Annotated in this window: 13 protein-coding genes; 7 read left to right on the forward strand and 6 right to left on the reverse strand. The window is 57.8% G+C overall.

Annotation, left to right across the window (positions count from 1 at the left end):
* Positions 1-34: 34 nt before the first annotated feature.
* The 6 genes from queF (at position 35) to JIN84_RS17170 (ending at position 4,941) form a co-directional block, all read left to right on the forward strand.
* Positions 35-457 (forward strand): preQ(1) synthase, encoded by a 423-nt coding sequence (gene queF, locus JIN84_RS17145; protein WP_200352294.1) that lies wholly within the window; start codon positions 35-37, stop codon positions 455-457.
* Positions 454-1,143: a 7-cyano-7-deazaguanine synthase QueC gene (queC, locus tag JIN84_RS17150; RefSeq protein ID WP_200352295.1), complete on the forward strand. Its 690-nt coding sequence runs from the start codon at positions 454-456 to the stop codon at positions 1,141-1,143. Before queF ends, queC begins: the two co-directional genes overlap by 4 nt.
* An 87-nt stretch (positions 1,144-1,230) precedes the next feature.
* Positions 1,231-1,692: a 6-pyruvoyl trahydropterin synthase family protein gene (locus tag JIN84_RS17155; protein WP_200352296.1), complete on the forward strand. Its 462-nt coding sequence runs from the start codon at positions 1,231-1,233 to the stop codon at positions 1,690-1,692.
* Between the two features lie 4 nt (positions 1,693-1,696).
* Positions 1,697-2,500: a GTP cyclohydrolase FolE2 gene (gene folE2, locus JIN84_RS17160; RefSeq protein WP_200352297.1), complete on the forward strand. Its 804-nt coding sequence runs from the start codon at positions 1,697-1,699 to the stop codon at positions 2,498-2,500.
* 93 nt (positions 2,501-2,593) lie between these two features.
* The gene (aat, locus tag JIN84_RS17165) at positions 2,594-3,199 is read left to right on the forward strand and encodes a leucyl/phenylalanyl-tRNA--protein transferase (protein WP_200352298.1); all 606 of its coding nucleotides are present in this window, start codon (positions 2,594-2,596) and stop codon (positions 3,197-3,199) included.
* A gap of 332 nt (positions 3,200-3,531) precedes the next feature.
* Entirely contained in the window at positions 3,532-4,941 is a 1,410-nt protein-coding gene (locus tag JIN84_RS17170) for a tyrosine-type recombinase/integrase (protein WP_200352299.1), read from the forward strand.
* A gap of 116 nt (positions 4,942-5,057) precedes the next feature.
* Here the strand turns inward: JIN84_RS17170 and JIN84_RS17175 are convergent, their stop codons facing one another.
* The 3 genes from JIN84_RS17175 to JIN84_RS17185 form a co-directional block, all read right to left on the reverse strand.
* The gene (locus JIN84_RS17175; RefSeq protein WP_200352300.1) at positions 5,058-5,417 is read right to left on the reverse strand and encodes a hypothetical protein; all 360 of its coding nucleotides are present in this window, start codon (positions 5,415-5,417) and stop codon (positions 5,058-5,060) included.
* Positions 5,362-5,985 carry a ParB N-terminal domain-containing protein gene (locus JIN84_RS17180; RefSeq protein WP_200352301.1) on the reverse strand — a complete coding sequence of 208 codons (624 nt, stop codon included), beginning with the start codon at positions 5,983-5,985 and terminating at the stop codon, positions 5,362-5,364. Before JIN84_RS17180 ends, JIN84_RS17175 begins: the two co-directional genes overlap by 56 nt.
* 328 nt (positions 5,986-6,313) lie before the next feature.
* Positions 6,314-7,234 carry a reverse transcriptase domain-containing protein gene (locus tag JIN84_RS17185; protein ID WP_200352302.1) on the reverse strand — a complete coding sequence of 307 codons (921 nt, stop codon included), beginning with the start codon at positions 7,232-7,234 and terminating at the stop codon, positions 6,314-6,316.
* 590 nt (positions 7,235-7,824) lie between these two features.
* Here JIN84_RS17185 and JIN84_RS17190 point away from each other — a divergent pair.
* Positions 7,825-8,283 carry a hypothetical protein gene (locus JIN84_RS17190; protein WP_200352303.1) on the forward strand — a complete coding sequence of 153 codons (459 nt, stop codon included), beginning with the start codon at positions 7,825-7,827 and terminating at the stop codon, positions 8,281-8,283.
* A 61-nt stretch (positions 8,284-8,344) separates the two neighbouring features.
* Here JIN84_RS17190 and JIN84_RS17195 read toward each other — a convergent pair whose 3' ends face one another.
* The 3 genes from JIN84_RS17195 to JIN84_RS17205 form a co-directional block, all read right to left on the reverse strand.
* A complete protein-coding gene (locus tag JIN84_RS17195) occupies positions 8,345-11,479 on the reverse strand; it encodes a DNA polymerase III subunit alpha (protein WP_200352304.1) in 3,135 nt (1,044 codons plus the stop codon).
* Positions 11,476-12,816: a Y-family DNA polymerase gene (locus tag JIN84_RS17200; RefSeq protein WP_200352305.1), complete on the reverse strand. Its 1,341-nt coding sequence runs from the start codon at positions 12,814-12,816 to the stop codon at positions 11,476-11,478. The genes JIN84_RS17195 and JIN84_RS17200 overlap by 4 nt, the downstream gene beginning before the upstream one ends.
* A gap of 144 nt (positions 12,817-12,960) precedes the next feature.
* Complete coding sequence (locus tag JIN84_RS17205; protein WP_200352306.1) at positions 12,961-13,449, reverse strand: hypothetical protein; 489 nt, start codon at positions 13,447-13,449, stop codon at positions 12,961-12,963.
* Positions 13,450-13,753: the final 304 nt, after the last annotated feature.

Here is a 13,753-nt window from a genome sequence, read left to right on the forward strand (position 1 = left end):
TCGACCTTTTCGCACGGCGTTTCAGAATCCGGCCATGCCCGGTCGCGAAGATCTTCAGAATTTGTCCCTGCTTGGAAAAGCCGAGTCCCGCCTGCCCGCCAGTCCGGACGAGGCGAAATTGGAAATTTTTCCCAACCAGCGGCCCGGCCGCCGGTATTGGATCACGCTCAAGACGTCGGAATTCTCCTCATTATGCCCCGTTACCGGTCAACCGGACAGCGCGCATCTGGAGATCCGCTACGTGCCGGGTGATACCATCGTGGAAACCAAGTCGCTGAAATTCTATCTCGCCTCGTTCCGCAACCAACCCGCGTTCAACGAGGAAATCGTCAACCGCATCCTCGACGATCTCGTGGCGGCGCTCCAACCGAAGGAGCTCGTCGTGCGGGGCGAATTCGCTCCCCGCGGAGGCATCCAGCTCACGACGGAAGCGGTTTACCCGGAATGTGACGCATGAAAGTCTGCGTACTGCTCAGTGGCGGGATGGATTCGGTCGCCGCCTTTTATGAGGCCCTGGAAACGCACGAGGTCGTCGCCGCCCTGTCCTTCGACTACGGCTCGAAGCACAACGCGAAGGAAATTCCGTTCGCGAAACTGCACGCGGACCGGAACGGAGTCGCGCACCACGTCATTCCATTGGATTTCATGAACACCTTGTTCAAATCGACGTTGCTCCAATCCGGAGGAGAAATCCCGGACGGGCATTACGCCGAGGCGAACATGAAGCAAACCGTCGTTCCGTTCCGCAACGGCATCATGCTCGCCATCGCCGCCGGTTATGCGGAAAGCGTGGAGGCCGACGGACTCGTGATCGCCGCGCATTCGGGGGATCACGCCATCTATCCCGACTGCCGCGAGCCATTCATGCAGGCCATGGCCACCGCGATGGAGCAGGGGACCTACGCGGAAATCCGGCTCCTCCGACCCTTCATCGACACTGACAAGACCGGCATCGCAAGGCGTGGCGTCGAACTGGGAATCGATTTCTCCGAAACATGGTCCTGCTACAAAGGCCACCAGATCCACTGCGGCACCTGCGGCACCTGCGTCGAGAGACGCGAGGCGTTCATCCTTGCAGGGCTTGCCGATCCGACCGTTTATGAGCAAACGCCGGAACTGCCCAAGTTGATGGTGGATGGTTGAGAGTCGATGGAAAGAGTGAGAAAATTCACTCCACAGATTCTTCCTCTTGCCATCAACGATCAACTCCCAACCATCAACTTCTTCCCAATGCCCTACAGAATCTGCAAATCCCTCGAAGTGGAAAACGGCCACATGCTCACGCGGCATCCCGACAAATGCCGTTTTCCGCATGGCCACACCCGCAAGGTGGAGTTCGTCATCGAGGCGGATGAACTCGATTCCCACCAGATGGTCTGCGATTTCAAGATCATCAAGGAGGCTGTCGGAGACTGGCTGGACACCTTCGACCACGCGCTGTGCATGAACACGGCGGACCCGGCCTACGAAGAATTCAAAAGCCGCTACGGAGACCGCGTCATCGGTTTTGAAAACCAGGATCCGACCACCGAGCTGATGGCCCGCACAATTTTCGATCACACGGAAAAAGCGCTTGCCGCGTATGCCGCCCGCACGGATACCCGCTACCTGCTCGCCCCCGGCGTACGGCTTGTCCGCGTCCGTGTGTGGGAAACCTCCTCCTCCTGGGCGGAATACTCCAATTCTCTCTAAATACATGTCCAAGAAATCCACCTTGCCCGACATTCAGGCCACTCCCGATACCCGTGGCCTCGCCATCGACCAAGTCGGCGTCTCAGATCTCCGCTATCCCATCCAGGTCCTCGACCAGGATGGCAAACCATTCCCGACGGTTGCGAAGATCGCGATGTCCGTGCATCTGCCGCACCATTTCAAGGGCACCCACATGAGCCGTTTCCTTGAAGTCCTCAGCAAACACGAGGGCGAGGTGACCATGCGCACCCTGCCGGAAATCCTGCACGATCTGAAAAAACGTCTCGATGCCGAGGAGGCGCACATCGAGGTCGCCTTCACTTATTTCGTCACGAAAAAAGCACCCGTCTCCGGAGCCCCGGCCAAGGTCGGCTGCGATGTCGTGTTCCAGGGAACCTCCAATGGAACCGTCGATGACTTCGTGCTCTGCGTCACGGTGCCCGTCACCACGCTCTGCCCGTGCAGCAAGGAGATCAGCGAATACGGCGCTCACAACCAACGCGGCTACGTCACCCTCGAAGTCCGGCCCAAGGCGAAGGACGGCGGCTGGGAGCTCATCCTGATCGAGGACCTCATCGAGGTCGCGGAGAAATCCGGTTCCGCACCGGTTTACGCGCTGCTCAAACGCACCGACGAGCGCCACGTGACCATGCAGGCCTATGACAATCCCGTCTTCGTCGAAGACGTCGTCAGGAACGCGGCGGCGCTCCTGCGTGCGGACAGCCGCGTCGCTTCCTTCAAGGTGAAGGCGGTGAACCATGAAAGCATCCACGATCACAACGCCTTCGCCACCATCATCAGCGGCTGAGGAGGTTTGCCGCCACCCCGGACAGGCGGAGCTTGAACCGGACGAGTCCGGATTTTGGGGAAACACCATCCGGCAAGTCCGACGACCATCGCCATGAAAATCATTCCGCCGGAGATCCTGCTCGAAGCGTATGCCCAAGGCATTTTCCCCATGGCGCATGAGGGGGAAATCCAATGGTTTTCCCCGGAAAAACGCGGACTCATCCCGCTGGATGACCGCTTCCATATCCCGCATGGCCTGGCGAAAACGCTCAGGCGCGAACCCTTCGACATAAGGTGGAACTCCGCCTTTCGGGAAGTCATGCTGGGCTGCGCCGAACGCGAGGAAACATGGATCGATGAAACCATCCTCGAAAGCTATTGCCGTCTCCATCAACTGGGATTCGCGCACTCCGTCGAGTGCTGGGATGCCGACGGATTGCAGGGCGGCCTTTACGGTGTTTCGCTGCCCGGAGTCTTTTTTGGAGAAAGCATGTTCTCCCGCAAGACCGATGCCTCGAAGATCGCTCTCGTCGCGTTGGTCCGGACCTTGCGTGAGAATGGAACCGTGCTTCTGGACACCCAATGGATGACCAGTCACCTCAGCCAATTCGGTGGCTACGAACTGTCCCGCAAGGCTTACCACTCCGCCTTGAAGAGCGCGCTTGCCGGACATGTTCCCCGAGCCAACCCTAGCGGAAATGGCATGACGGATTTCTGAACATGGATGGAACGCAGGCTGCGAATCATCGCCAAATGCGGATGAACCAAGATCTTTTCAACGCAGACCAGAAACCTGCCTGAAGCCTTAAAAAATCGCGCCCTCCCAACATTGGTGCGGAGTCGGAATAGCTCCTGAGACTGAGGAAATCGAAGAGATGGGACCCTTAATCGATTGAATTCCAAATGGAGCCGAGTGTCGGACTCGAACCGACGACCTACTGATTACAAATCAGTCATACAGAATTTATAATTCACTGATGATCATATATTTCAATTACATAAAGATAAGTATCTCTTGACGGTTGCACGAATAGTTGTCCAAAACAATTCATGGGAAGGCCGAAAAAGATCCGAAATTTCAAGGTAGTCACTTATCGGAATAAATCTGGATCCGTTTCATATCGGGTCACAGGTAAAAATCCCGACGGGTCGAAGGTCAGGAGAAACTTCAAGGATGAATACGAAGCAAAGCAGGTACTCGCCGATTTGGAGGCTGCAAGAGAGGGGCATGTGGAAGCACCACGCGTGCAACGAACCCGCCTCACTGCTCAAGAGCTGGCAGATGCGGAATCCGCGATCCTGAGCGCAGGAGGCAGGAGTCTCTCGCAGATTGTTTCCCACTACGTCCACCTCGAAGCGAGGGCAGACGGGAAAGGCATCAGCCTGGACGGAGCTCTCGCCTTTACCGAAACTCATTATCGGGCGGAAATCAAAGCGACGACGGTCCTGAATGCTTACGACGAGTTTATCAACGGCCGCCATACGGTGTCGGATAGAACCCGGCAGCACTACTCTTCATCCCTCAAGCTCCTGTTGAAACCTGATCCGAACAAGCCGTTACATTCTTACACGGTCTCGGACATTGAAAAACTTTTGGCGCGCTTCAAGAATGTCAATTCGACACGGACATACCGCCAGGCGTTTTCGGTTTTTTTCAACTGGGCCGTGCGTCACCATTACTGCCCGGAAGATCCTTGCAAACGGCTTGACCGACTGCCAAAGGATATGACCCAGATTGCAGTGCTTTCGTTGGAGGAGGTGAAGCGCCTGCTCTATGCCGCCGTCCGTTACGAGGACGGAGTTGCGGCGGCGCCCACTGCCCTCGGGCTGTTTATCGGTCTTCGTCCCAGCGAGCTCGCAGATCTCAAGCCTGAAGACATAAGTGGAAAGGCTGTTCGTGTGACAGGCGGGAAAATGCGGCGCAAATTGAAACGTACTGTACCAATCCCACCTGTGCTTGAGGCATGGCTGAAAATCCATCCTTTTCTCGGACTTCCCGCAGGTTGGGATTACAAGATGAAGGCGTTGAAAAAGGCCACCGGAGCGACCAAGTGGATCCAAAACATCATTCGCCACACGTCGATCTCTTTTCAGTCCGAGCGTGACAAAGACGAGGCACGAACAGCCTTCGCCTGTGGCACTTCAGTCCAGATGATGGACCGTCACTATCGTAATACCATCGAGGATGAGAAAACTCTTGCCGATTTCTGGAATTTGACTCCCGAAAGACTGCTTGCGAGCCAACCTGACGTGAGATTGCCGAGCCAACAGTCGACAGCTTGGCCTGCAAAACCTTCGCTGGAAACGTTGATCTGGCAGATGCCCTTGATACACGCCGCAGCGGACATCGGCGTGTCAGACGTGGCCCTCCGGAAGCATTGTGTAAAGCTCGGCATCAAGTTGCCTCCCCCGGGACATTGGCGGCGTCACCCCTACTTGAAAGAAAGTAGGCCGACTTGATTTCTGGTAGCACTTACGTGATTGCAGCGCGGTGAGCATATCGCAGCGACAAAACGCCTCGGGGGTTTTAGTCCCGAGGCGGTTAGTGGTTTTCGAGTATCGGATGGATGTAGGCGTCACCTACATCTGCTCAGTCGTTGTTTTTGACTCGGACCATCGTTGCAGTTGCTGATGCCTGTTGACTGGCCAGCAAAAGAGAGCGTGAGGAGCGGAGACGCTCGCGAAGGCTTGGCATTTCTGGTGCCGTCGTTCGCGAAGCCATCACCTTCGGCTTCTTTTTCATCATTCACGACGAATACGTGATCTGAAACCCGTTCGGGCTGGGGAGGATTCCCCACCATGATGGAAGCGTCAGATTTCATATTCGCCGGGGCCAACATGCGGATTTCATTCGCGGATTCAATCAAATCCTTGCTTTTATCAGCCTTTAGTTGTTGGAAACTTGCCGCGCGACGATTTTCCGTCGCTTGAGGCATGGGTTTTTTTGGGCTTGGAAATCGTCTCATCCGGAGCTGAGGGAGCCGGTGGAAACTGAGGGCAGCGCAACCAAGTCAGGGACTTTGCATCGATTGGTTCGTTCAGGCAGTATGTCAGCCCTACACTTTCAGCTTCTTCGGGAGTAACGGGACGTCCAAGTGCGGTCGCAAGAATTCCCAGTGCATAGAGTGAATCATTGCTCGGCCTTAAACTTCCGTTGTGCGGAATATTCATGCGGAGTCCATACACCAAGGCATCTTCCAGAGGTCGGTTGATTACTACGGCTGGGAGCAGCTTCAATTTCAAACGATCTGCAACGGCAACTCTCGCCCACCCGTCAATCAAAACCAAGTCTCCATTTGGAGCTTTCCAGACGACGATAGGCAGCAGCTGGGCATGTTTTTTAGAAACGCGTTTCTCCAGAAGGGAGACACGTTCAAAATTCAACTCCTGTCTCAAACAGGCGTTGGGTCTGGTGCGGATCTCGGAACGTTCTACTAAGCGAACATCACGCGTACTGTCTGTGCGAGGGAACGGTTTTGGGATGACGGTTGCCTCGTGAGGCATCACGGGAATGGGAATTTGTGGTGCTGGCCACGACGCGTCAGCCGGAGGGGGCAGATTCGCAGGCGCATACAATGGCGGACCTTGAGGCACCGCGGGAGGGATCGACGCCCCTCCTGGAAATGGGGACGCAGGGACAGGGTAATGAGGATAATGCTGTGTTTGGTTATTCATCGTTGTGTTTATTTTTTCGTTCACGCCCCTCCAGATGGAGAAGCGAAAGGCTTAGGGTGCCGAATCCTCGGCACCCTTTAAAAATTTGAGTAAAGTGGGCCCTGTCAGCAGAGTTTCTGCACTCTGCTGGCCCGGGGTGGCGCTCCGTCGCGCCTTACTATCTGCGTAATTTTGTTCTGTCTTCGGCGGTCCGAAGCGTTCCCCCGTTGCCGGGGCCGTAAGTCGTGTTCTGGCGTGCTGCCCTGAGGTGCTCGCCTTCGTTTGTCGCCCACTCGACGCGCTCGCCGTGGCGAGGATCATTGCTCAGGCGATATGCGTTTATCCACCCTTGGTGGATTTGCTGGGCGTGTTCCAAGTCGATCGCGGTTGCGATTCCCTCGGTCAGTCGGTCGTATGCGGACTGTTTTGGTCGGATGACGGGTGCTCCGTCGTAGCTGAGCCACTGCAGCTCATATCCGAGCAGTTGGATCGGTTCGTTGCGCAACGTGCGTGTCTCGCGGGACTTTGCTGGGTTCAGCGCCATCCCTTGCTGCTGGAGGGTTCTCCTTATTTCCTCCCGGGCCCCCCGCGTGGATGCGCGAGGTCCCGTCAGTGTGATGTCGTCACCGTATACTATGATGTCGACGACACCTTCGTATCGCGCCCGCACCCCGTGCAGGAGCTTGCTGATGACGATGTTTGTCGTCCCTGCTGCGATGGGATGCCCCTGAGGTATTCCCACTGCGCCACTCCGCGTGTATTCTTGATAGCGGCTGTGGACCGCTTTCACATAGGCCCACGTTGCCGGTGTGAAAAACTCCTCTGCCACGCCAAGCGGTATGGTGTTGAAGCAGTCTTTCACGTCCACTTGGATGATGACGGCGTCCGCGTGTTTTCCTTGGGCCGCGCAGACTGCTTGGATGGCCGTCTCGACCCCTCTGCCCAGCCTGAACCCATGTGTGTCCTGGTGGGCCACCGATTCTGCGATCGGAGTGATGATCCCCATCTGGTAATACTGCGCCTGACAGTAGTCCTCGTCCATGGGACTGTAAACATCCCGCGACTTTCTGCTGCCGCTTTTGATGGTGCGCTTTCGCATGACTCCGGGGATGTGCGCGGCGTCGTAGCAACACGCGGTCCGGATCCCCCGGCGTTCGTATATTCTCTGTTGCACATCCAGCATAAGCTCAGGGTGTGTCAGCATTGCTTGTTCGAGCTTCTCCGCACTGGTCGTGCGTCTCCAACTCTCGCATCTTGCGGAGCTTACCAATAAGGTTTGGAGTAATGAGAGTGGAGGCATGTGTCGTTTGTTACTTATGCCTTGTTGCCTTTGCTGGCTGGGAACCGATTGAATCCCCAACCCATCGGATTATCTGCGCCGATGATGTTCGCTTGGAGCACTCCATCCTCTGTTTGGGTTGGGTGCACTTCCTCTGTTTCTGCGGGCTCTTGCCGCATGTGCTCAAGGGGTCGCAAGTTCGTCTTTCGAACTTCCGTCTGACGGCTTGTGGCGAGCTTGTGCATGGGCTGCCAGATGGGTAAGCTCTCCATTTCCGCACAGCAAGCGCATTTTATAACTTTACTACTTTAATTTTAGATATTGTTGAACTATTTGGTTGATCAGCTGATGAGAATTTCCGAAGATTCGGCATGCAACTCCAACACCCTCTGAAACTTCTCAGGCGATTCATGAAAGGGCATCCATCCTTAAAAGAGTTTGCCACCCAGCGTGGGTTAGCGGAGCTGCTGGGACGTTCGGAGAGTTTGGTCTGCCGTGTCGAAATTGGGACGCTTGAAATGACGCAAAATCTTAAAAATGATATTGTTAAGATGACGGGCGTCTCAGAAAAGTGGCTCTCGGCTAGCCACGAAACGGGCGCGACAATTCTTGCAGAGTCCGGGATGCCTTTGAGCCATGCTGATGTGATGTCCAAGATCGAAGCTGAGATCACCCGGAATCATCAAGAGGCGGCTGAAAATTTCAGCAAGGTGGCCTCATACCCTATACAAAATCGAATAGCAGCCAGCTGGTTAAAACTGGTTGAGGAAGCAGTCCTTGAAGGATTAAACCGCGGAGATACCGGGCTCATGGACGAGATTACCAAGATTCTGTTGAAATACCCTGTCACAAGAGCTGACGCCGAGTGACCCTATTCTTGCGCTAGTAATTTAATAATCAGAGTCTTGATGAGCCGTCGCTTCGCGCCTCTCAGTGAAAATCATGCGACTTAGTTGCGTGCTCCCGGTCCACGTCAGCTAACGGGGAAATGCTGGTGACGTAAACGGTGGGCAGGTCCCCCTCGGAGCGCTGGAGCCGGCCTACCGCGCAAAGGAAGGGTTCGCTCGTGATTACGAGCCGGAAGGTGTGGAACGTCTCCTTCTTGATGAAAAGGTTTGCGATTCCGGTTTCATCCTCAAGGGAAATGAAGCAGTGCCCCTTCGCTGTCCCGGGCCGTTGCCGGCAAATGGCCATGCCAGCCACCTTGACGGGAAAACCCGATGGGAGGTTCTGCAAATCCTTGGCCCGCTGAAATTGCCGGGTGCCTGAGCGTTCGCGCCACAGACGCATCGGATGAGGTCCAATTGAAGCACCCTGTGTCGCATAGTCAGCGGAAAGGCGCTCGCCCATTTCCATGGGTGGCATGATGCCGAGATGGGTTTGATTTCCGGTGGAAAGAAGATCATCGAACAGGGGCAGTTCGACCTGCCACAAGGCCTCCCTCCGATGCTCCACCAAGGGAAGGTCATTCAGCGCGCCCCCTTGCGCCAGCAACCGCTTCTCCTTCGCCGTAGGGCGGGCACGCGACAGGAAGTCCTCCAGCGACGCAAAAGGCCGCACTTCCCGTTCCGCGACGATTCTCGCTGCGGTGGTGGAGCCGAGTCCTTTTAATCGCAGAAGCCCGAGCCGCAGCGTCGAGTCATCCAACACCTCGGTGACCTCTTCGCTCCACACGCACGATACGGGCAGCAGGCGGATACCGTGCCGTTTCGCATCCTGGATCAGGGTGTTCACCGAGTAGAACCCCATGGGCTGGTTGTTGATGAGACCCGTGTAGAACTCCGCCGGGTGATGCACTTTCAGCCAACATGAAGAGTAGGCAATCAGGGCGAAGGAAATGGCGTGGCTCTCGGGAAATCCGTAAAGAGCGAATGAGCCGATGGAGTCGACCACCTTTTCCTGAACGTAAGGATCGATCCCTCGTTCACCCATCCGCAGCCTGAGCTTGGCGGTCACCTGCTCCATGCGGCTGTCGTCCCGTTTGAAGGCCATCGCCTTCCGCAGTTCGTCGGCCTCGCCTCCTGTGAATCCCGCCACATCCATCGCGATGCGCAGCACCTGCTCTTGAAACAGCGGGACGCCCAGTGTGCGCTCCAGCGTCTCCTTACAAGCGGGTTGGATGTAGTCGATTGCTTCCCGCCCGTTGCGACGGTTGAGATAGGGATGCACCAGATCGCCGACGATCGGGCCCGGGCGGATGATCGCCACTTCGATGGCGAGGTCATAGAATGTCGCGGGTCGCATGATCGGTAGTGTCGCCATCTGTGCCCGGCTCTCGACTTGGAAGGTGCCGATGGTGTCCGCGCGGCAGAGCAGGTCGAACACGGCGGGATCATCTTTTGGAATCTGTGCCAGGTCCACCGGCTTGCCACGGCGGGTGCGGATCTCCAATGCGTGCTCGATGGCCGCGAGCATGCCCAATCCGAGCAGGTCGATCTTCACGATGCCCATATCCTCACAGTCGTCCTTGTCCCACTGCACGATGTTCCGCCCGACCATGGTGGCGGGTTGCAGCGGCACGCTTGAATCCAGCCCGTGGTCGCAAACGATGATGCCACCGGGATGTTGCCCCAGGTGACGAGGCATTCCGAGCGCCGCATGGTAGAGATGCGCAAGTGCCGCCAGCCGGGGATGCGACGGCGGCAGAATGCTGGAGATGCGTTCCTCGAATTCATCCTCGCGCTCCTCCTTGCTGCGGCTCTTCGAGCCTTCCCCTTTGAATGCGGAAGGGGTGCCGGAAAATCTTTCCGCCACGGATGGAGGAAATCCCAACACCTTGCTCATTTCACGGAACGCCAGCTTGCCCCGATAGGTGATCACGTTGGCCGTCATCGCCGCTCCACGCTGGCCGTATTTTTTAAAGACGTGCTGGATGACCTCCTCCCGTCGCTCGCCCGATGGGAAATCGATGTCGATGTCCGGCCAGCTTTTCCGGTTTTCCGAGAGGAACCGCTCGAACAAGAGTTTTCCGCCGACGGGGTCCACAGCGGTGATTCCCAGCGCGTAACATACCACGGAGTTCGCGGCCGATCCCCGTCCTTGGCACAAGATCCCCCTGCCGCGGGCAAACTCGACGAGATCATTTACGATGAGGAAATATCCGGAAAACCCCAGCCGGTGGATCATGGCCAGTTCGTGCTCTAGTTGCTTGCGGACGTCTTCATTGCAAACCCCATAGCGCCGCGACGCCCCGGCGTACGCTTGCCGCCGCAGCAAGGTCGTCTGCTCTGTCATTGAAAGCGGATTGCCTCTGCCGTCCGGGAAATCCGGGAACCGATAGTCGAGGTTCTCAAGGGTAAATCCGATGCGCTCCGCCAACCGGCGGGAGTTGACAATCGCTTCCGGCAAATCCGCAAACAACGCCGCCATCTGGCGCGGAGACTTCAGATGTCGCTCGGAGTTCCGCGCCAGCAGCTTGCCCGCCTCATCCAGCGGCACGTGGTGGCGCAGACAGGTAAACGCATCCGCCAGACACCGGTCACCACGCCGCGCGTGCAGGGGCGCGTTGCTGGCGAGGACCGGGAGTTTCAGGTGTCGGGCCAGATCCACGAGATGGCGGTTCAGACGACCGTCGTCACGCAGTCCCTGGCGGATGAGTTCCACGTAGAGATTCTGCCGTCCGAACATCTCCACCATGAGCTGAGCCGCCGACAACGCTCCCGGTTTGTCGTTTTTCAGCAAACGCTGGCAGACCGGACCGCTGCGATCCCCTGTCAGTGCGATCAAGTGCCCGTCCGTGGGGCGCAAGGATTGGGCCACCTCCGGCGCTAGATTCCGATCCGTCAGATGCCGGCTCATCATCCGGTATCCGTCACGGGTCGCGCACAGCACCGGGAAGCGGGAGCCATCCGGCAGATCCAGCACGCATCCCACGATGGCCCGGATGCCGCATTCCTTCGCCGCATGGTGTGCCCGCGCCGAGGCATAGAACCCCGCATGATCCGTGATGGCGAGCGAGTCGTAGCCTAGCTCAGCAGCCCTGCGGACCATCGCCTCCGGTTGACTCGCGCCGAGCAGGAACGAAAAAGCCGAGCACGCATGCAGTTCTGTAAAGACCGCGCTCATCGATAAATCCCGTGCAATTCCCACTCGTCCGGAGATTGAAAGACCAGCCGCAAGAGATGTCGGCTCGCCAGTTGGATGTCCCACTCCAGCCGTTGCCACGACTCGTCAGGACGCCACCACTCACCGGAGACCGGGAATGGCCCGCGTCGGTCGATGATTTCCCCTGGATGCGGACCATTGAGGACGGCCAGTGGCCAAGGCTTGCGGTCCCGCATCTCGTGTGCCACCGCGATCTTGCGAGGCGGTCTGAACCGATGCAACGGCACCGGGCATTCGGTGCGGGTGGTTTCGCGGGAAACGGTCCGGCCAGAGTCCAGTGCCGGCAACATCCTGAAACAATCCGCCGCGAAGGATTTCCCGCGATCCGGGATGCCGACCCGACCTGCTCCCAACAATGCATCCAACTTCGCCAGCGTCTCTGTGAACCGCTCCGGCTGAGGCATCTGTCTTCCGAACCATTCGCGCTGGGCGGAGGCACCGAAAGTCGCTTCCACATCCAGATGCATGCTGCCGACTGGTGCGGTAAGCCGCAGTGACTCCAACCACATCTGAAGCGGCGAAAGCATGCCCTCCACCTGGGATTGCGGCTCAGGCAGGCGCACCTGTCTTTCGAGGGCCTCACCGGTTTCCAAATTCAGCCGCAGCCGCAACAAGCTGGCCGCCAAGTGCCGCGATGCCAGACGCCCCGCCAGCGTGTGCAGCATCCGCTTCAACGCGAAAACCAAGGGTTCCAACGAAGTGATGGAATCATCGCAATCAAACTCCTGAGCGAAGGATTCCGGCGGACGATGAATACGCAGCAGCCGAGAGGATTTCCCATGAAGCATGTCATGCCACTGTCCGGTCTCAGTCCCCAATCGCTCCGCCAATGCCTGACGTGGAAATGCCATCAAGTCGCCTAGCCGCCGGATGCCCCACAGTTCAAGAACCGCCATGGCTTTCTTATCGCCGGTCAACGAACCGAGTATTTCCAATGGCAGCGCTGCGAGATCGGCAGGTCCGATGGTCCGCCCCTGTGTCGCCTCGTGCCTGGCAGCAAGATGGGCGAGATCCGCGGTGGCGGCGCAGGCGTGCCAGATTCCCGCGCCAGCCACTTCAAGGCATGCAAGTCCGTCGCCAAGGGGTGCGCGGCGCGTGGACAGGTCGATGGTCACCGTGTCGTTTGCCGTGGCTTCAAGATCCGGTCCCAGCGATTCGCCCAGTTCGATGAGCTCATCCCGCAACGCGCATTCCGCTGCCGGGTCGCGGGGAATCACCACCAGATCAGGACAACGGATCAAAGCGCGGTTGAGCGGCCAGCCGACTTGGATCCCGGTGTCGCGCGCCAGCAGGTTCATCGCGAGCAGGGGAAGTTTTTCCAGTGATTCACCCGCCCCCCCGACCGGCAAGCACGACGCAGGGTAAAGCCCGTGCCGCCGGGTTCGTCCGCAATGCGGCGACCACTGTGAAATCCGGCAGATGGAGGGAAACAAACATCACGGTCAGGTGGCACGCCGGAGGGATTGGGAAACCGGACGCAGCCGATCCAGAAGCTCCGACCGATCCGCATCGAAGTGCCGGAGGGACAAGTCAGCGGAAAGCATCAGCCGCAAACCCGCACACGGCACCAGCGGCGCGGCAGCCATGATCACCACACGGCTGCCATTCCTCTCGGCGGTTTGTTTCATGCGCCACCATGCCGACGCGGGGATGTCACCAAGCTCGCGACGATCAAGCCCCGTCGCATCCAGCAAGATGAAAGGCAGGTTGCCGTCGTGAATCAGCAGATCGGCCGCCTTGATCATTTCCAGCGCGGAACGACAGCGCACCCATAGCAACTTCGAGCAGGCGGCATCCACGAATGAATCCGGGTCAAAACCATCCGCTCCGTCCACCAACACCATCTCGGGCTGGAGACCGGCCCCATCGTCTTCCCCCAGAAGACCGGCAACCATCAACAAGATTCCCGCGACGGGTCCGGCAGGGATCACTTCCGAAATCGCTCCGAGCGGGAAAGCCGCCGCATGGAAGGGCTGTGTCCCGGATAAGGATACCTGCGGCTCGGCCCGCAAGCCGTGAGCCTGCGGGAACTTTTCGCGAAGTTGTTGTCTGATTGTTTCGACCGCCGACGAGCCCATGGTGGGAAGCTAGGCTGGAAATTCAGATTGTTCAATGGAACAGTTGGTGAAATCCTATTCTCCGCGAATCCACGCCAGTACCCCCCCCTCTTGATGGAACACTCAGATGTACCATTGGTACACGAAAGTGTAGCCAATGGAACACGTGTGGCGAAAA

It is taken from the genome of Luteolibacter yonseiensis (assembly GCF_016595465.1).
Lineage (GTDB): Bacteria > Verrucomicrobiota > Verrucomicrobiia > Verrucomicrobiales > Akkermansiaceae > Luteolibacter > Luteolibacter yonseiensis.